The organism is Maridesulfovibrio sp. (assembly GCF_963676065.1).
Lineage (GTDB): Bacteria > Desulfobacterota > Desulfovibrionia > Desulfovibrionales > Desulfovibrionaceae > Maridesulfovibrio.
Genome location: NZ_OY780933.1, coordinates 3,053,553 through 3,072,767, shown reverse-complemented (window position 1 = coordinate 3,072,767; position 19,215 = coordinate 3,053,553). Strand labels below are relative to the sequence as shown.

Sequence of the window (19,215 nt, the reverse complement as noted above, 5' to 3'; positions counted from 1 at the left end):
CTACCTCAATGAGTTGTCTCCCCAGCAGCGGTATAAGTTGTGGGGGATTTCCAGTTGTTCAAGAATTCGTCCTGCCATGTGCGCCGCCATATCGTCCAGACTTTCGGGGCTATGGTAAAATCCCGGCGAGGCCGGCATTACCGTGGCTCCCGCCAGTGTTGCGGTTTCCATATTGCGGATGTGAATAAGATTCAGCGGGGTTTCGCGGGTCACAAGTATCAGCTTGCGCCGTTCTTTCAGGCATACGTCCGCGGCCCGGTGCATGAGGTTGCTTCCAAGCCCCTGCGCAATCGCCGCAAGGGACGCCATAGAGCAGGGGCAGATGATCATACCGTCATGCTGCCATGAACCGCTTGCAGGTGGGGCGGCTATATTATCCTGCCGATATACGACATCTGCGTTTCCGGTAAGATCTTCCGGCTTGAAGCTGGTTTCAAGTTCCAGAACTTTCAGAGCGGCATCGGAAACAATAAGATGCAGTTCAATATCATCTGCCAAGCCAAGAAAACGGGCCAGCTTAACAGCGTATAGTGTTCCACTGGCACCGCTGGCGGCGAGAATTATTCTTTTTTTATCCATTTTAATCAGACATTCTCCTTTAAACGGCTGAGTTGTACAGCATCCTAAAATACAACAGGGAAATATTGATGACAAGCTAAACGGGCACAATCTAATTTCTTGAATTTTTGCCTGCCTTATGCGAGTAAAAGCACACCTACAAACAATAATTTTCCACAAGACAAAACTACCCTACGGAGTAAAATCTATGATCACTCTCGGAACAGCCGGAACCGCTTCCGCACGTAAAATGATGCTGCTCGGCGGCGGTGAGCTAGGTAAAGAGGTTGTCATCGAAGCCCAGCGTCTCGGCGTTGAGGTAATTGTCGTAGACAGGTATGAAAATACCCCTGCCATGCAGGTCGCCCATCGCAATTATGTAATTTCAATGCTTGATGCAAAGGAATTGCGTCGTGTGGTCGAGACTGAAAAACCGGACTTTATTGTCCCGGAAATTGAAGCGATCGCTACTGAAACCCTGCTCGAGCTGGAAAAAGAAGGTTTCAATGTCGTTCCTACCGCCCGCGCTACCCGTTTGACCATGGACCGTGAAGGTATCAGGCGTCTTGCTGCTGAAGAAGTGGGCCTTAAAACTTCCCCCTACAAATTTGCCGATACCAAGGAAGAATACCTCGCTGCCTTGAAAGAAGTGGGTATTCCCTGCGTGATCAAGCCGGTCATGAGTTCTTCGGGTAAAGGTCAAAGCACCGTTAAATCTGAAGCGGATATCGACCGTGCATGGGATTATTCCCAGTCCGGCGGACGGACCGGGGAAGGGCGCATCATTGTGGAAAGCTTTGTGGATTTCGATTATGAAATCACACTGCTCACAGTGCGCCATGCCGGCGGAACTTCTTATTGCGCGCCCATCGGGCACCGTCAGGATGACGGAGATTACCGCGAATCGTGGCAGCCGCAACCCATGAGCGATGCAGCCCTTGCCAAAGCTCAGGATTATGCCCTTAAAATTACCGATGCCCTTGGCGGCAGAGGAATTTTCGGTGTGGAGCTGTTCGTAAAAGATGATGAGATAATTTTCAGTGAAGTTTCGCCGCGCCCGCACGATACAGGTCTTGTGACTGTGATCTCACAGGATATGAGCGAATTCGCGCTGCATGTGCGTGCTATTCTCGGCCTGCCGGTTCCAGCCATTCGTCAATACGGCCCTGCGGCCTCCAGCGTAATCCTTTCCAACGGTAAATCCGATGCTCCGGGTTTTGCGAATGTGGATAAAGCCCTCAAAGAAGCGGACACAAAAGTTCTCCTTTTCGGCAAAGGGGAGTGTGACGGGGTGCGCCGCCTTGGAGTCGCACTTGCCTTGGGCTCTGATGTAGAGGATGCCAAAGACCGGGCGATCCGCGCTTCTTCCGCTGTAGAGATTACCTACTAATTATTGTTAACATAGTTCTATTTATAGCCCCTTTTGATCCTGTACAGGTTCAAGAGGGGCTTTTCTTTAAGTTTTTCTTTAAGAAATTGCTGTTCGTTTTTTATTGACATAGAGCTCAAAAGATGAGCATCCTGACTCCTCAGCAGCTATTATGCTGAAATTTTCAGGTTGATTTTACTTTTTTCGTTATAAAAGTAATTTATTTTGTTCATTTTACACTGTAGTTCGAGACTGTTCCCGCCCTCGCGGATATTTTTTTAACCGGACTATATGTCTAACTCTTTATATAGGAATATAGTATTATGAAACAGGAAGCAAACGGTTTGGCGCTGGCGCCATTGGCCCTATTTTTGATTATTTTTATTGGGACTGGCGCGTTCCTTACTATAAACGGAACCAGCATGGCCTTTTATCAGCTGTCCGCAACGGTCGCCATTCTGCCTGCGATCGCATGGGCTGTTTGGATGGGCCGTGCGAAGCTGAATGACAAAATTAATATTTTCCTACGCGGCGCGGGTGAACCGGGCATCATCACCATGTGCATGATTTATCTGCTGGCGGGTGGATTCGCATCAGTTGCGAAATCTATCGGTGGGGTGGAATCCACAGTAAATCTTGGACTTTCCATCGTGCCGGCCTCAATGGTTCTGCCCGGCCTGTTTGTGATTGCGGCTTTTATCGCTACCGCCATGGGTACTTCCATGGGCACCATTGCCGCCATTGCTCCTATCGCTGTTGGTGTTGCCGGGAAAACGGATATTTCCTCCGCTTTGCTCATGGGCGCTGTTGTCGGCGGGGCAATGTTCGGGGATAACCTCTCCATGATTTCAGATACCACCATCGCCGCGACCCGTACTCAGGGTTGTCAGATGAGTGATAAGTTTAAAATGAACTTTCTAATCGCTTTGCCAGCCGCACTGATCACCGTAGTAATCCTCTACATGGCGGGCGAGGGCGGTCAGGTTGTTGCGGACGGCGGTTACAGTCTGCTCAAAGTACTGCCTTACATAACGATTCTGGTTATGGCTGTTCTTGGAGTTAATGTCTTTGTTGTTCTGGGTGCCGGTATCGTCTTTACTGGAATAGTAGGATTTTTCTCCATGGAGAGCTTCGGTCTGCTGGCTTTTTCTCAGGACATTTACAAAGGATTCACCGGAATGCAGGAGATCCTCGTGCTGTCCCTGCTGGTCGGCGGTCTGGGTGAGCTGATCAAATTTCATGGCGGCATCACCTACATAATCAACTTCATCGGTAAAATGACCAAGGGCACCAAGTCCACCAAAGCCGGGGAGTTCAGCATCAGTGCTCTTTCCGTATTGTCGGATCTTTGTACCGCGAACAATACCGTAGCCATCATCCTGACCGGGGGCATGGCCAAGGAAATAGCTGAAAGCCATAATGTAGATCCCCGCAGGAGTGCAAGTTTACTGGATATATTTTCCTGCGTAGTGCAGGGGCTAATTCCTTACGGAGCGCAGATATTACTGGCCGGTTCCATCTCCGAACTTTCACCGCTGGAGATCATCGGTAACATGCATTATTGCTACATCCTCGCCGTAATGGCAGTGCTCAGCATACTGACCGGTTTTCCCCGGATTAAGAAATAAATTATTCTGATATAAAAATTGAAGAAGTCCCCCGCAGCCTGTTTGGTTGCGGGGGACTTCTTTTGTTTAGTGAAAATTGCCATTCTGTATTGACTGATCGTACTCATATCGCTAATCATTTTAGAAAATAGGATAAAAATAATCGTTGGTTTACTTTTGGAATATATGGGGAGGGTGATGTTTTGATGAATGGTACTCAGATAGTTGATGCATTTGTGGCTGCGCCGGCTGTTGCGTGGGGGTGGTTTTGGGGATTGAATCTTGGCTTGAAATCTGGTGTTGTTTGTGCGTTGGTCGGTATCTACCAAGTTATAACCCATGTTATGGGGAGTTTGAGAAAAAGGGAAACCGAAGCCCCTTCGCATAATGTTGAGGTGAACGTAAATGTCCCTGAACGAATAGATTCACAGACACTTGCTGAACAAGTTTATGAAGATCAGCGAAAAGACTTGAAAGAAGCCCATCAGACCATTCAATCTAAAGATGCAGAAATTAAAGCCCTCAGAGATGTTCTCGACGGTTTGCGTGAGCCTCAAGAAACACCTAAAGAAGATAATTTTGCTGCACAAGCTGAAGCGGAACTGGCAAAAGGTAATACTCATTTAGCCAAGGCTTTTTATAAAGAAGAAGCGGAAAAAAATGTTAAGGCCGGTGATGATAGGTACCTGAAAGCAGCGCAAGCATACCGGCGTTTGGGTTTTTTGGATTTCATGTCCAATCCTAAAGAAGCAGCAAAAGCATATCAAAAGTCTCTTGAACTTGATCCGAATAGCGCAGAAGCATGGAATAGATTGGGACAATTGCATAAATTATTTGGGGATATGAAGGAAGCTGAAGAAGCATTTAGTAAAGTCTTACAGCTCAAAGAAAATGATAACGAATGGAAAGCGATAGCTTACGGCAACCTCGGCTTAATTCGGGATACGCAGGGTGATCTGAAGGGGGCCGAAGAGTTTTATAACAAGGCACTGGAAATAGATATAGAAATTGGCAGAAAAGAAGGAATGGCTATCAGATACGCTAACCTCGGCGTAATTCGTTATACGCAGGGTGATCTGGAGGGGGCCGAAGAGTTTTATAACAAGGCGTTAAAGTTACATGATCAGCTAGGCAGTAAAGAAGGAATGGCTGCTGATTACGGGAACCTCGGCGTAATTCGGGATACGCAGGGTGATCTGGAGGGGGCCGAAGAGTTTTATAACAAGGCACTTGAAATTGGTAAAGAATTGGGGAGTAAAGAACGTATCGCCATCCAATACGGCAACCTCGGCTCAATTCGTTATACGCAGGGTGATCTGGAGGAGGCCGAAGAGCTTCATAACAAGGCGTTAAAATTACATGATCAGCTAGGCAGTAAAGAAGGAATGGCTGCGGACTACGGCAACCTCGGCATAATTCGTAAAACGCAAGGTGATCTGGAGGGAGCCGAAGAATTGTATAACAAGGCACTGGAAATAGATATAGAAATTGGCAGTAAAGAAGGAATGGCTGCGGATTACGGCAACCTCGGCTTAATTCGTAAAACGCAAGGTAAGTTACAAGAAGCCAGAGAATTTTGGGGAAAATCTCTTGATCTATACACCCAGATCGGTGCGACTCCAATGATAGAAAAGGTGCAGGGCTGGCTGGACGAACTGGATTCCAACGAAGACAGTTAGATTAGCGTTACCTGTTTTATTTCACAAAAAAATCGGGAAGCTCTATCCAGATAGACAAGGCTTCCCGATTTTATAATTTCAGCAATAAGCTATGACAGCATAAAAAGATTAGTGCTTAAAGCCTTAAAAGACAAACTTACAATCCGAGTGACGCCAGCAAATCGTCAACATCACCCTGATCGGCCTTTTCAGTGGGCCCTTGCAGTTCGCTCATTTTATTTTCAGTTTCCTGATCGAGCTGTTCCAGAGATTTTTCAGGAGCTTCTTCACGGGCTTTGATTTTAAGTCCGGTGGACATGTAAAGGTCGAGAACGATTTTTTCGACACTTTTGATCGTATCGATAATAATCTTAATGCGCTGACCGGTGAGATCCTGAAAGGAGAGGGTAGTCATGATGGTCATGATGTCCTGCCCCAGAGTATCATTAATGTTAGCCAGTTCGACCCTTTGTTCTTTTTTAACACCGCCGGATTCAAAAGCCTTGATTATTTTTGCAAGTGCGGATTGAGTTTCCTGAGTTTTCTCAAGAATATCCATGATATCCTGCGTGGCTTTTTCAGTCGTACGCATAATGGCATCGAGCTGATCCGAAGCTTCGGTAAAAAGCTGATCCGGATCAGAGTCAACACTTACAACCGTTTCTGCGTGGCTGGCAGGACCTTTTTTTGCTTTGGCAACTTCCTGATAAATATCACGGAGACCGTTTTGCAGGTCAATGTTGATTCTGCGGTAGAATTCTCCTTCAAGTAATGTTTGGGACATACTTTTAGAGATTTCTTTTTGCACTGCGTCAGTGATACTTTCCTTAAGACTTTTGCTCAAATCTTCGGAAACCTTTTCCATCATCTCCCGCACTATCAAATCATCCTGAACCACTGCGTTCTCCTTGGCATTGCCTTTAAAATAAACGTGCAGGGCTAACCCAGCTTTTCTGTCCTGATTTTTTCACGCTGTTCGCTGAAAACAAACTGGATAATGGATTCAAGGTCGTGTTCCCTGATTTTTTCAAAATCCATAACCCATAGCCCGTTTTTAGGGCCGGCTTTTACGTTACCTTTTGCTCCGGCAAGGCGCACGGGAATCTGTTCAATCTCCATAACCACCTCCATAAGGCAGGGGGCGGTCACGCTTTGAGAACGAAATGTCATTCCATTACCGGAAATTTTCAGTATTTCAAGATCAATAGGAAAATCACTGGTCAGGTCTTGCTTGCTCTGTATTCCTAAAAGCTGATCCAGCTTACGATCGAGCTCAATCACATAGACTTTTAACCATTCCGGAACCTTGGAATCATCAAGGTCCTGCGCAGGATGCTTCTTCGTGCCACTGAATCCCCGGAATAGGGGTTGATGATTCAGCGAACGTGAGATGCGTCCGTGTCCCTTGATTCTTGTATTTACGCTTGCGTAATGCGGTACATCCCGGTCCATACGGATTTCCTTGTTTTTCCTGTTAATCCTGAGGATCTATTTCCATGGCGCGAACCGGACAGACCTTGGTACACAGACCGCAGGCCGTACATTTTTCCGGATCGAAAAGCACTATACGTGTATCCTTACTTAATGAAAGGGCACCGGTGGGGCACATGGCGAGGCACATGCCGCAATGCATACAGGACTCTTCATCCCGGGCGATCTTCTGGGCCACGGGGATAAGTTTAACCCCATTTTCTTTAAGGTAATTAATGCCCTCGTGGTAATCTTTTTCATACCCGGTAATTTCAAGGGTCATGCTTCCTTCAAGTCTGGGGTTAATGTCAGCCTTCAAAATATTGAAGCTGAGATTGTACAGCTTACCCAGATTGCACACAACAGGGCGGCTGGAGCTGTTCGGAGGGAAAGAAAGATGTATAATCTTGTTAAAATTTTTGTTTTCACTCATTGTCAATATCCGTTTAGATTATTTTAAGTTTTTAATTATAGTTTTGGCACGCTTGGCTTCGGCTGAATTCGGGGCTTTCTTGATAAGATCTTCAAGAATGTAGCGTCCGGATTTTGTTTTGCCCAGCTTGATCAGGCTAAGTCCCTGTTTAAGCAGTGCTGGCCTGTATTTATTGCTCTTTGAGTGTTTAGCAATGACCACCTGATATTTAAGGGCGGCATTAGCATAATCCTTGAGCTGGTAGTAACATTCACCTTCCCAGAAAATAGCGTTAGGGACAAGTTTATGTTTGGTAAAAGTCTTGGTGAATTCCGCCATATCCCTGATTGCGGCTTCATATTTACTGGCCTTAAAGGAATCTAACCCCTTGTCGTATAGGGCTTGTGCGGGATCAACCGGTTCAGCTTTTTTCGGTTCAGGGGCCACAACCAAGGTTATTCCGCCCACAGCTTCTGTGGCGTTAGCGATAGCGGCCTGTGTTTTCTTACTCTTGTTAGGCTGAGCTTTGATAAGTCCGAGGTCGATTGCAAGCTGACTTTCAAGGGCCAGACGCATATTTTCGACCCGTTTAGTAAGGTCCTCAAGGGAAACCGTACCGTTGCTATCCTCGGCATCAAGCCTGTGCAGAGAATCGGACATGGTAATAACCGTACCCTGAAGTTTAGCGACCTGCATCTTCAGGGCATTTACTTCAGCATACATGTTTGCCTGCTGGGTCTGTACCGGAGAACTTGATTTTTTTATTTCTTCACGCAGGGCAGTATTATCTGCTTTGGTCTGCTGATCGAGAGTATCTATTTTCTGATTCAGCTGCGATCTGGTCTGGCGAAGCTCCATACGGACTTTATCCATATCGGATGCGGTGACACAACCATTTAAACCTGTTGCCAGAGGAAAGGCAATCAGTGCTGCAATGATAGATTTCTTCATATTATTCTTCATTATACTTTTCCCCCCTTTTTCTACCAAAGAGAAAGTAAGCCAAACAGCCGAAAAATGGAATAAAAATTGACAGCTGAATCCAGCCGACTTTCTCCATGTTTGATGGGAACTCCCTTTTGAAGGCATCCCATATCGCGAAGAGTGTTAAGACAGCAAAAAGACCGACACTGCCTAGGATTATTATCCAGGTTTCCATTGGTAGGGTAGGGATTTTGCCGAAGAACATTAGTCGCTCCTTTTTTTGTATATTAATAACAGGTATATACCTATTGCGAAAAAGACAAGTGTTATGAGCTGGGGCATGCCTAGGGGACCTAGTTCTCCCCGGTTTTCCGCCCTGAAGAATTCAATAATAAATCTGAAGGCGGAAAACAATATCAGAAAAAGCCCGGTAATGCGGCCCTCCGTACTAATACGGCTTCCGGCAACAACCAGAATCAGGAAAGTTATCAGCCCGGCAAGTGAATGATAAAGCTGGGTTGGGTGCAGGGACTGGAAAAGCGGCGCAAGTGACGCGGAATTTTTAAAAGTCACCGCCCATGGAAGATCGGTGGGTCTGCCGTAACAGCAACCGGCCAAAAAACATCCCAGCCGTCCAACAGCCTGACCGAGAGCAATGCCGGGAACAAAACAATCCAGCCAATCCAAAAGTGGCTGCTGCTTTGAATTCAGATAGAGCATGCCGCCGATCGAACCGAAAATAATTGCTCCGGAAAAGGCCAGACCGCCCTGCCAGAAATAGAAAGTTTTGCTTAAATTATCCACAAATTCCTGCGGATAAAGCGCTACATAAAGAGCCCGTGCGCCGATCACCCCGCAGACAATGGATATTATCCCGGTGACAGGAGCAAGTTTATAATCCAGTTTCCAAAGTCGCGCCGCACGTGTAGCCCATCCTATACCCAGCAGACAGCCTGCCGTCAGGTATACGCTGTAGGCATAAATATTTATTGTACCTATGCTGAACAGGATCGGGTTCATGGTTGTTTAGTTTTATAAAAAGATATGATCATGGCAAAAGCGCCGATGCAGATTGCGATATCCGCCACATTAAACGCCGGCCAGTGATGTGTTCCGTAATAAAAATCAAGAAAGTCAGTCACTTGATGATGGCGGATGCGATCGATAAGATTTCCTATCGCTCCGCCCAGTATAAAACCAAGCCCTGCAATCTGGAATTTGTCACGATTTTCTACAGATTTCAGCAACACACCGATCGTTACCAAGGCAATCAGGGTAATTACGATAAAAAAATTGCGCTGCCATGTAATGTCCGCGCTGTTCAGAAAACCGAAGGCAGCACCTTTATTCACCACATGAACCAGATTAAATAATCCGGGAATAACCACATCAGACGCCCAGAGCGCCATTTTTTCCCGAACGGCAATTTTAGTAAACTGATCCAGAATCAAAGTTACAAGAGAAATTGATCCAGCTAAAAAATATTTGTTCATACGAAACCTTTATTTGGATGTCTCCGCTGCTCTCCGGGGACATTCTTTCAAAAATGCCCCCGTCCTTACAATAAGGGCGGGGGCATTTACTTATTTAATTTGTAAAGAACAAAAGCTTAACCGGCCAGCACTTTAGTACAGCGCGGGCATAGTTCGGGATGTTCCGCATTGGAACCGAGAGTATCGTATCTCCAGCAGCGGCTGCATTTTTCACCCTGCGCCTTTTCAACCTTGACGGCAAGACCTTCAAGTTCTTCGGGCTTGACCGCATCTTCAGGAGCATCGGCGAGAGGAGCGATTTCAACACCGGAAACGATGAAGAATTCACGGCGTTCGATACCTTCAAGCGCCTTGGCGATTTCTTCGTTAGCAAAGAGGGTGATATTGGTATCAAGGGAGTGACCGATGACCTTTTCACGACGAAGCGGCTCGATAGCCTTGGTTACTTCGGTACGAACGTCCATAAGCAGTTCCCATCTTTTACGCTCTGCGTCGTCGATTTCTGCTTTGAGCAGTTCGGGACGAATGGCGAAGACGGTTTCCGCATTACCTTTAATCTCTTCAGGCATGTGGGAATATGCTTCCTCTGCGGTGAAGGAAAGGATGGGAGCCATGTCTTTAAGCAGCATGAGCATGGTCTGCCAGAGCACTGTCTGTGCGGAGCGGCGTTCAAGGCTCTTTTCGCCGGACACGTAAAGTCTGTCTTTGATAATATCAAGATAGAACGAAGACAGCTCTGTGGTGCAGAGATTGTGCAGGGTATGGTAAACTTTGTGGAATTCAAAGTTGGTATAAGCCTTCTGCATTACCTCGTGCTGACGGGTGACCAGATCAAGTGCGAAATGGTCTACAGGCAGCATGTCCGCGGGTGCGACTGCGTCAGTCTCGGGATTGAAACCGTTCAGGTTACCGAGAATGTAGCGGCATGTGTTACGGACTCGACGATAGGTATCAACCATGCGGCTGAGGATTTCGTCGGAGATGCGCACATCTTCCTGATAGTTCACAGCGGAAACCCACATACGCAGGATTTCAGCACCGTGCTGGTCGATGATTTCCTGCGGAGCTATAACGTTTCCGATGGATTTTGACATCTTGCGGCCGTTTTTATCTACAACGTAACCGTGTGTCAGAACAGTTTTGTAGGGCGGAACGCCGCGGGTACCAACGGAAGCGAGCAGGGAGCTGTGAAACCATCCGCGATGCTGGTCGGAACCTTCAAGGTACAGATCAGCAGGGAAACGGTGTTCCTTGCGTTTTTCAACAACTGCGGCGTAGCTGGTTCCGGAATCGAACCATACATCAAGAATATCGTCTTCTTTGGCCCAGTGATTGCCGCCGCATTTGGGGCATTTAAGACCTTCAGGAGCTATTTCTTCAATTGATTTCTCGAACCAGTAGTCACAGCCGTGCTCATGCTTTTCAAATTCATCTACTATGGAGAAAACCCATTCGGGGTCGTTGTATACTTCATCGCAGTCCTGACAGATCAAGGCGATGATGGGCACGCCCCAGTTACGCTGACGGGAGATGCACCAGTCCGGGCGGTTTTCAACCATGCTGTAGATACGGTTTTCACCCCAGGCAGGAATCCAGTCGACATCATCTTTGATGGCTTTGAGGGCTTTGCCGCGCAGGTCGTTTTCTTCCATACCGATAAACCACTGGGTGGTTGCACGGAAGATAACCGGTTCTTTACAGCGCCAGCAGTGGGGGTAGGAGTGGGATATTTCTTCCTGAGCCAGCAGGTTACCCACTTCCTGAAGTTTTTCGATGACTTTAGGATTGGCCTCGAAAACATTCAGGCCGGCGAAATGTTCTACATCCTTGAGGAAAACACCGCTGTTGTTCATGGGAGAATAAACTTCCAGACCGTAACGGAGGCCGGTTTCAAAGTCTTCACGACCATGACCGGGAGCAGTGTGAACGCAACCGGTACCGGAATCAAGAGTTACGTAATCAGCCAGTACGATGGGTGATTTGCGGTCATAAATGGGATGCTTGGCAACCAGTCCTTCAAGTTTAGCACCTTCAACTGAGCCTAATACATTCCAGCTTTCCCAGCCGAAAGATTCAGCGCATACGGGCAGCAGTCTTTCCGCGAGAACGTAAAAATCACCGTTAACTTCGGCAACAACGTATTCAAATTCAGGGTGAACAGCTACCGCCATGTTGTCAGGGATAGTCCAGGGAGTAGTGGTCCAGATACATACGTATGTACGTGCGAGGTCCATCTTTGCTGCTGCATCTTCAGGAAATGCTTTCAGCACCTTCTCATCATTCAATGGGAAGCGTACATAAATTGAAGGGGAGGTGTGATCCTCGTATTCCACTTCTGCTTCAGCCAGGGCGGTGCGGCAGTCGCAGCACCAGTGAATCGGCTTTTTACCACGGATAACAGAACCTTTTTCCATGAAACGTCCCAGTTCACGTGCTGTAGCAGCTTCGTATTCGGGCTTCATGGTCAGGTATGGATCTTCCCAATTTCCCAACACTCCGAGGCGTTTGAATTCCTTACGCTGGATGCCGACAAATTTTTCAGCATATTCACGGCAGAGTTTGCGGATAACAGTGGTGGGCAGTTCTTTTTTCTTTTTCTTAAGCTCCTGCTCTACCTTGTGCTCAATAGGCAGACCGTGACAGTCCCAACCGGGAACATACTCGGCCTTCATGCCCTGAAGGTTGCGGGACTTTACGATAATGTCCTTAAGAACCTTGTTCATGGCTGTGCCCATGTGAATGTGGCCGTTTGCATACGGGGGGCCGTCATGCAGAACATATTTGTCCGCATCGGCGTTAGCTTCGACCATCTTGTCGTATACGGACATTTCCTCCCAGCGTTTGAGCATTTCAGGCTCACGCTGTTTGAGGTTGGCTTTCATGGGAAATTTGGTCTTGGGCAGACACAGGGTCTTTTTATAATCGCTCATGACTGAAAAAGTCCTCCGGAACTATCTTAAGGATATAATATTAATTAAGGCCGTTTAAACATTTTTTACAGCTAAAAAAAGATGTTCATAATAAAGGCAGAAATACCAATATCTTACTATTATAATGAACAAATGTTCGCATGCTGTGGAAAAGCAAGCAGCCGTTTTGGTGAATATGAAAAAAATAAAAAAAGCTCAAAAATGAGCGGCGTCATCTTTAAACAAGGTGTGATGGAAGTCAACCCGGAGTTGCTTCATTCTTTACAGGGAAATGAGACCTTCGATAGTAGCGGCTTTCTGGTATATGGTCACGATTTCATCGGAACACGAGGCACAAATTGTCACGGAAACGCTGGTATACTTGCCTGTTTTGGAATCTTTTTCCGAGTGGGGAATCCCTTCAAGCATGGATTTAAGCTCCGCAAGGGCTTTGGCCGGCACTATGAATTTGAATGTGTAGTCACAGGGCCAATCATGGTGTTCGTCAAGTGTAGTCTTGAATTGTTCCATGGATTTTTCCAAGTTTCTCTCCTTATATATCTGAAATGATAGACTTTTAACATTAGTAACAACGGCTACAGCATAGCCACTGCCACTTCTCGGGCACTGTTGATATATTTATCGGATATGTTGCTGTCAATGGTACTGAAAAAAGTTTTCTTAAATCTCTAAAGGATTTTCCGGTGATGTCGATTAAGTTATCAGGTGTTTCTGAAACTTGAAAGAAGGCTAGGATATAAAAATGGCAAAAAAAAATCTTCACGCAACTAATTTTAGAAAGGTTCTTGAATTATTCAATGAAGGGCGGGAAAGCGATGCGGAAAGTCTACTGCGAATCATTCAGGAAGATTACCTCACTATGTATGAAGAGAACAGGGAATTACGTTCTCAGATTAAAGAAGTTGCCGAAATTTTGGATCTTGCAGAGTGCATGGAATTTGACGGGCAGAAATACTGGATAGATGAGGATAACGAAAAAACAGGCCCGTATTGTCAGGTCTGCTACGATCATGACGGAGTCCTGATCAGGCTCCAAGAGCGGACAAAACATTGGGAATGTTATTCCTGCCAGAATCTGTTTGTCAAAATGCCTACCGGAAATGTTATCCATAAAAGCAAACCCAAAAAGGGTACTAAGCCTTTACTTAGGATTTTGAGTTAACTGATAATCTAAATCCCAGTCCTTAATAAACACCTGTAAATGGAACTGCTTACGTGCGAGGCAGTTCCATTTTTTTAATGTATTTTACCTTCGTTTAAATAGTATTGTAACATTAAAGTGGTGGAAGTTTTTTCTGATAACAACTAAGCATTTCTCCGATCAGATCCGGTTAATATATAAAATAACGGAGATTTCCAGCCCATGTTTCTCAGTGAACGCCATCTGCAATTTCTGAAACATGTCAGAAGTTATTCAAAAATCGAACGGTATCACGGCCTGCTGCCCAAGAGAGAGACTCATCTCTACGAAAATGAACTTGTGGATGAATTGCTCGATGCAGGGCTGGTTGATGAAGGTAGCATCTGTACTTCCTGCGGGAACAATCTAAACGGATACAGACTTTCCGGAAAAGCTGAAAAGGAACTGGACAACCTGGGCGAAGAGGTTAAAGACCAAAATTGGGAAACTTTATGTCATATTGATGTTGAGCTTGATAAGATTTTGGACAAAGTTCATATACGAGCATTGATAGACATCTATTATCTTTCAAAAATTTCTATTTTCAGAGGGATTGCCCCCAAGTCTGTACTGCTGGAATCATTTTCGGAAAATATCCTCAATGTCCTGCTTGATGTCGGTTATATTAATAAAATATCTATTAAGGGGCCGGCTATTTTATATGAAAATGGATTTGTTATGGCTGATAGAGCCTCGCGGATGTTAAAACAGGCCGGGTATGTAAAATAATCTCCATCAGTAATTATAATTATCGGACCTTCCGGATTCTCGGAGGGTCCTTTTGTTTGTAATGGATTAATATATTACACAGTCGTCCTTTGTATTGGATTTCAGTATTTACTTGGTATAGTATCTACCGAATCCTATTTGAACTGTGAGGAGCTTATGTCAGAAAAATTTTTGTGTATACACGGCCACTTTTATCAGCCACCTCGGGAAGATCCATGGCTTGATATGATCTGCCCTGAAGGAAGTGCTGCTCCTTTCAGGCATTGGAACGAACGAATCTGCCGTGAAAGCTACGCTCCCCTCGCATGGGCCAGACGTATGGGCAGTAAAGGAATTTTCGAGATTATCAATTGTTATGAATGGATCAGCTTTAATGTAGGACCTACTCTTTTCCGCTGGATTGAAAGAGCCGAGCCGGAACTTTATGCCAAAATACTTGAAGGCGATGCCTTAAGCCTGAAACGCTGGGGACACGGAAATGCCATAGCCCAGATCTATCATCATGTGATAATGCCTCTTGCTTCTGAACTGGATCGCGATATTGAAGTCGCGTGGGCCATTGCCGATTTTGAATCCCGTTTTGAACGTAAACCGGAAGGTATGTGGCTTTCCGAAACCGCCTGCAATACTGAAACCCTAGAAACCCTTGCCGATCACGGCATAACTTTCACACTGCTGGCCCCCAGACAGGCGGAAGCAATAGCCGAATTAGGGTCCGATGACTGGCAGACAGTTGATGAACATTCCATTAATATAAAAGAACCTTATCTTGTGGAACTGCCTTCCGGCAGGACTATTTCCATCTTTTTTTATGACGGCGCTCTTTCGCAGGCAATTGCTTTTGAAGGATTGCTGAAAAATGGTGATGATTTCTGGAACCGTCTGTCCGGTGCATCTTCGGAAGGATTGCTTTCCATCGGCACTGACGGTGAGACATACGGTCATCATGTTGAATTTGGCGAAATGGCGCTTGCCTATGTACTTTCTCAAGCCATTGATAAACGGGATGAGCTTTCTCTTCTGAACTACGGAGCCTATCTGGAGCAGCATCCACCGACCCGGAAAGTAAAAATTCGTGAAGATTCATCATGGAGCTGCTACCATGGTGTTGAGCGTTGGAAAAGTGATTGCGGCTGCTGCACAGGAGGGCATCCCGGATGGAATCAACAGTGGCGTAAACCATTGCGGGACGGGCTTAATCAGGTAAGGGATTTGATGAACGCCCACTATTTTAACCACGGGGAAAAGATTTTCACGGACCCCAGAGCTGCCCTGCTTGATTACGGTATGCTTCTGAGCGGAATCGTTTCTGAAGAATATTTCTTTAAGCATCACTTTAAGGTTGAGGAAGGAACTCATGACGCTGATCTGGGCTGGAAGCTGCTTTCGATGCAGAAATGGGCGCTTTCTTCCTTTGCCAGTTGCGGATGGTTTTTTGATGATCTGGCCCGCCTTGAGCCGGTTAACAACATGGGCTTTGCATTAAGGGCGATTGAATTATCCAAAGAAACCGGCCTGATCGGTCTGGAGGAAAAATTTCTTTCCATTGCCGGCGAAGCCAGATCCAATGAAGAACGGTACGGTTCTGCTGCTGACCTTTGGGCAAGTAAAATCAAACCCCAGAGTGAAACCCCCGGAAGCCTTATTGGTCAGGCTCTTGGGCGTCTTTATGTGGAAGGTGTGCTCCCGCAACCCGGAGAAGAAGGGAGTATCAGTTGGCCCGGAGTTTCCGTTTTGATAAAGACCAACGACAGTTCATTTGTCGTGGCGCGCGGTGAAGCAGAGATCAATTGGAATTTTGAATCAGAAATAAAAAAGTATGGCTGGAAATGGGAAAAAGGTGAGCGAGTTTTAACCGGAACGGTCGAAATAACCCTTCCCGGCGGTCAGAAAGAACATTACCCGCTGACTGAAATATCGTGGAAAAAAAAGCAAACCATAGCTCTTACATGGGCCCGAAGATTTTCTGAAAGCGCATGGCAGAATCAGGTATTGAGTACCGGATGCGGACCGGTTCTCTTCAATCACTTTGAAGACTATCAAACCATACAGACTTCGGACTCCCAATGGAAAATGCTCTGGCCGGGAATTGCCTGGAATTATCTTTTCTCAGGTGATCAAGTCAGTGATGATTTTATTGAATTCGTAAAATCCGTAGGTCGCGATCATCCGGGACTTGATTTTTTTATGGAACAATTAAGTAAACATATCTGCCTGATGTTGGACAATCGTCTGACCCTTTGGGAAAACATCTGCGACGTAATAGAACGGGCACGCAGCCTCGAATTGCCACTTGATCTATGGAAGCTGCAAAACTGCTATTGGGATAAAGTTCTGATCGGAGAAAATGATCCGGAATTATCTAGAATTATTGGATTTGATTTATAATTGCTCATTAAATAAAAAGGTCCGCTGATTTGCTCGGCGGACCTTTTTTTTATGCTGATTCAAGGGTATATCAGAATTCGTATACCGAACCGCTTCCCATGGGAAGAACTTCGCAGTCGAGTCGCTGATTCAAAAAATCATACCCTTTTTTTCCGGTGCAATGTCCGGCCGCAATTGTGCGAACATTGAATTCTTCAATTACTTTGGCTGTATTTTCAAATTCATTTACATCGGTCCTGTAAAGATGCAGTCCTCCGAGAATGGCGTGAACCGAATCTATCCCCGTCAACTCACGAAGATGGTAGAGCGAATTTGCAAGCCCGCTGTGACAGCAGCCGAGAACCACAATCGGCCCTGAATTACTCATCAATAGCAGAAAAGCATCATCACGAACATGGTCGGGCTGAGTCAATTCCGGGTCAACAAACAATCCCTCTGTCGCTTCAAAAAATCCCTCGCGACGGGGAATTTCCGTTACCATGAACAGGCTGTCATCAAGTTCAGCATTGTCACGGACAATTATTGTTCCGGGATATTCGCACCGGAACGAGGCATCACCGGAACCGTCTTTACCATTTATGGAATAGCGCTTGTTGGCAAAATCAGGATGGGCATAGACCGGCCCCATAAAATTTGCCTGCATGAGCGCGTCCATTCCACCTGTATGGTCCCAGTGACCGTGACTAAGAACCAGTCCTTTAGCCTTGGCCACCTCGATGTCCATCATTTGCGCGTTTTTCAGGAAAAGCGGACTTGCACCGCAATCCCAGAGCCAAAGGTCATCTCCGGGCAATTGAAGAGCCATGGAAAGGCCCCATTCGCTACCCAGATTATCACTCAAGGATTCATTGTCGCATAAGACGGATACCTTGCAGGGTTCCGTATACTGCCCGGTTATCTGGATGGCCATTTCTGCGGGTCGTCCTTAAAAAGCTTGTAGTTGATAGAGTCCACAAGGGCCTGCCAACTAGCTTCAATAATGTTGTGGCTCACACCCATTGTAGTCCACTGATCTTTGCCGTCTGTGGATTCAATCAGCAGACGGACATTGGAGCTTGTTCCTGCTGCCTGACGAACAGCGCCGGACAAGACTCTTACCTTGAAGTCCTGCAGACGTACATTTTTCAAGGAAGGGTAGAAGGGTTCAAGAGCTTTACGCAAGGCTTTATCAAGCGCATTGACCGGACCGTCACCGGAAGCGGCGGTATGGTTTTCCTGCCCATGCACTTTTACAATGACCGTAGCCTCGGAAAAAGGTTCCTGATCATTTTTACGCTTGGCATCGACCACAAAGAAATTAATGAATTCAAAATAACGTTTGGACCAGCCCATCGCTTTGAAGAAAAGCAGCTCGAACGATGCTTCCGCGGCAGAATATTCAAAACCGATGGATTCACGTTCCTTGATATCAGCCAGAATGGTTTGAACCGCAGGATCATCTTTATCAAGATCGTAGCCGTACTTCTGGGCCTTGTAGAGCACGTTGCTTTTACCGGAAAGGTCGGAAAGCAATACACGACGGTCATTACCAACCAGCAGGGGGTCAATGTGTTCATAGCTGGTGGAATCTTTCAGCACTGCACTTACGTGGATACCGCCCTTGTGGGCAAAAGCGGCCCGTCCGACAAAAGGCTGACGAAGGAAAGGGCGAAGGTTGGCGATTTCCGTAATGTAAGTAGAAGTTTCCTTCAACTTAATCAGCTTATCTTCACCGATTGTTTTATAGCCGAGCTTGAGTTCGAGGTTGGGGATGATCGAACAGATATTGGCGTTACCGCAACGCTCTCCGTAACCGTTCATTGTACCCTGAATCTGTATTGCCCCGTTTTCTACAGCAGCCAAAGAATTCGCTACAGCAAGCTCACAGTCGTTGTGGGCATGGATTCCGATGCTGCAACCGGGAATCTTTTCCAAGACGGTCCTGCACGCCTGAGCGACTTCTTCCGGCATGGAACCGCCATTTGTATCACAGAGCACAAGTACATCTGCACCTGCTTCATATGCTGCCTTGAGGCAGTTGATAGTGAATTCAGGGTTGGCTTTGAAACCGTCAAAGAAATGTTCAGCATCAAAAAACAGTTCTTCCACATGCGGTCGCAGATAGCTGAGACTGTTGCTGATCAATTCAATATTTCTGTCAAGAGAGACACCGAGAGCACTGGTAGCATGAAAATCCCATGTCTTTCCGAAGATAGACATGACTTTTGCACCGGAATCAACCAGGGCAATCAAATTGGGATCTTTTTCGGGAGTAAGGCGGTTCATATGAGTTGAACCGAAAGCCGAAATTTTGCAGTTTTTTAAGGCGTAGTTTTGAATTTCTTGGAAAAATTCCTTGTCAGTGGCATTGGAACCGGGCCAGCCGCCCTCGACGTAATGTACGCCGAGGTCGTCCAGCTTGCGGGTTATGCGCACTTTATCCTGCACACTTAAGTTTATTTCTTCTGATTGTGTGCCGTCACGCAGGGTGGTGTCATATATTTTTATTTGTTTCATT

General features: G+C 46.2%; 18 protein-coding genes. 6 read left to right on the top strand and 12 right to left on the bottom strand.

Features of this window, described 5'->3' with window-relative positions:
• Window positions 1-579: a UbiX family flavin prenyltransferase gene (locus tag ACKU35_RS13815; protein WP_319759966.1), complete on the bottom strand. Its 579-nt coding sequence runs from the start codon at window positions 577-579 to the stop codon at window positions 1-3.
• 187 nt (window positions 580-766) lie between these two features.
• On the opposite strand from ACKU35_RS13815, the gene purT reads away from it, so the two are divergent.
• The 3 genes from purT to ACKU35_RS13800 all read left to right on the top strand — a co-directional run bounded on the left by purT (window position 767) and on the right by ACKU35_RS13800 (window position 5,213).
• A complete protein-coding gene (gene purT / locus ACKU35_RS13810) occupies window positions 767-1,948 on the top strand; it encodes a formate-dependent phosphoribosylglycinamide formyltransferase (RefSeq protein ID WP_319759964.1) in 1,182 nt (393 codons plus the stop codon).
• Between the two features lie 302 nt (window positions 1,949-2,250).
• Window positions 2,251-3,555 (top strand): Na+/H+ antiporter NhaC family protein, encoded by a 1,305-nt coding sequence (locus ACKU35_RS13805; protein WP_319759962.1) that lies wholly within the window; start codon window positions 2,251-2,253, stop codon window positions 3,553-3,555.
• Window positions 3,556-3,740: 185 nt separating this feature from the next.
• Window positions 3,741-5,213: a tetratricopeptide repeat protein gene (locus tag ACKU35_RS13800; protein WP_319759960.1), complete on the top strand. Its 1,473-nt coding sequence runs from the start codon at window positions 3,741-3,743 to the stop codon at window positions 5,211-5,213.
• A 136-nt stretch (window positions 5,214-5,349) separates the two neighbouring features.
• Here the strand turns inward: ACKU35_RS13800 and ACKU35_RS13795 are convergent, their stop codons facing one another.
• The 9 genes from ACKU35_RS13795 to ACKU35_RS13755 form a co-directional block, all read right to left on the bottom strand.
• On the bottom strand, window positions 5,350-6,090 hold the full coding sequence (locus tag ACKU35_RS13795) for a protein phosphatase CheZ (RefSeq protein WP_319759958.1): 741 nt from the start codon (window positions 6,088-6,090) through the stop codon (window positions 5,350-5,352).
• Between the two features lie 41 nt (window positions 6,091-6,131).
• The gene (locus ACKU35_RS13790) at window positions 6,132-6,644 is read right to left on the bottom strand and encodes a hypothetical protein (RefSeq protein ID WP_319759956.1); all 513 of its coding nucleotides are present in this window, start codon (window positions 6,642-6,644) and stop codon (window positions 6,132-6,134) included.
• Between the two features lie 22 nt (window positions 6,645-6,666).
• Window positions 6,667-7,095, bottom strand: coding sequence for a 4Fe-4S binding protein (locus tag ACKU35_RS13785; RefSeq protein ID WP_319759954.1), 429 nt, complete (start codon window positions 7,093-7,095; stop codon window positions 6,667-6,669).
• A gap of 18 nt (window positions 7,096-7,113) precedes the next feature.
• Window positions 7,114-8,037 (bottom strand): tol-pal system protein YbgF, encoded by a 924-nt coding sequence (gene ybgF, locus ACKU35_RS13780; protein WP_319759952.1) that lies wholly within the window; start codon window positions 8,035-8,037, stop codon window positions 7,114-7,116.
• Window positions 8,027-8,263 carry a PLD nuclease N-terminal domain-containing protein gene (locus ACKU35_RS13775; protein ID WP_319759950.1) on the bottom strand — a complete coding sequence of 79 codons (237 nt, stop codon included), beginning with the start codon at window positions 8,261-8,263 and terminating at the stop codon, window positions 8,027-8,029. Before ACKU35_RS13775 ends, ybgF begins: the two co-directional genes overlap by 11 nt.
• Entirely contained in the window at window positions 8,263-9,018 is a 756-nt protein-coding gene (lgt, locus tag ACKU35_RS13770) for a prolipoprotein diacylglyceryl transferase (protein WP_319759948.1), read from the bottom strand. Before lgt ends, ACKU35_RS13775 begins: the two co-directional genes overlap by 1 nt.
• Window positions 9,015-9,491 carry a signal peptidase II gene (gene lspA, locus ACKU35_RS13765; protein WP_319759946.1) on the bottom strand — a complete coding sequence of 159 codons (477 nt, stop codon included), beginning with the start codon at window positions 9,489-9,491 and terminating at the stop codon, window positions 9,015-9,017. The genes lgt and lspA overlap by 4 nt, the downstream gene beginning before the upstream one ends.
• A 116-nt stretch (window positions 9,492-9,607) precedes the next feature.
• On the bottom strand, window positions 9,608-12,421 hold the full coding sequence (ileS, locus tag ACKU35_RS13760; protein ID WP_319759944.1) for an isoleucine--tRNA ligase: 2,814 nt from the start codon (window positions 12,419-12,421) through the stop codon (window positions 9,608-9,610).
• Between the two features lie 261 nt (window positions 12,422-12,682).
• The gene (locus tag ACKU35_RS13755) at window positions 12,683-12,943 is read right to left on the bottom strand and encodes a DUF493 family protein (protein WP_319759942.1); all 261 of its coding nucleotides are present in this window, start codon (window positions 12,941-12,943) and stop codon (window positions 12,683-12,685) included.
• 220 nt (window positions 12,944-13,163) lie between these two features.
• Here ACKU35_RS13755 and ACKU35_RS13750 point away from each other — a divergent pair, with 220 nt between their 5' ends.
• The 3 genes from ACKU35_RS13750 (at window position 13,164) to ACKU35_RS13740 (ending at window position 16,718) form a co-directional block, all read left to right on the top strand.
• Window positions 13,164-13,583, top strand: coding sequence for a hypothetical protein (locus tag ACKU35_RS13750; protein ID WP_319759940.1), 420 nt, complete (start codon window positions 13,164-13,166; stop codon window positions 13,581-13,583).
• A 201-nt stretch (window positions 13,584-13,784) separates the two neighbouring features.
• Window positions 13,785-14,330, top strand: coding sequence for a hypothetical protein (locus ACKU35_RS13745; RefSeq protein ID WP_319759938.1), 546 nt, complete (start codon window positions 13,785-13,787; stop codon window positions 14,328-14,330).
• A gap of 156 nt (window positions 14,331-14,486) precedes the next feature.
• On the top strand, window positions 14,487-16,718 hold the full coding sequence (locus tag ACKU35_RS13740; protein WP_319759937.1) for a DUF3536 domain-containing protein: 2,232 nt from the start codon (window positions 14,487-14,489) through the stop codon (window positions 16,716-16,718).
• Window positions 16,719-16,788: 70 nt separating this feature from the next.
• Here ACKU35_RS13740 and ACKU35_RS13735 read toward each other — a convergent pair whose 3' ends face one another.
• Window positions 16,789-17,628: an MBL fold metallo-hydrolase gene (locus ACKU35_RS13735; protein WP_319759935.1), complete on the bottom strand. Its 840-nt coding sequence runs from the start codon at window positions 17,626-17,628 to the stop codon at window positions 16,789-16,791.
• Complete coding sequence (gene cimA / locus ACKU35_RS13730) at window positions 17,613-19,214, bottom strand: citramalate synthase (RefSeq protein WP_319759933.1); 1,602 nt, start codon at window positions 19,212-19,214, stop codon at window positions 17,613-17,615. The genes ACKU35_RS13735 and cimA overlap by 16 nt, the downstream gene beginning before the upstream one ends.
• Between the last annotated feature and the right edge of the window lies 1 nt (window position 19,215).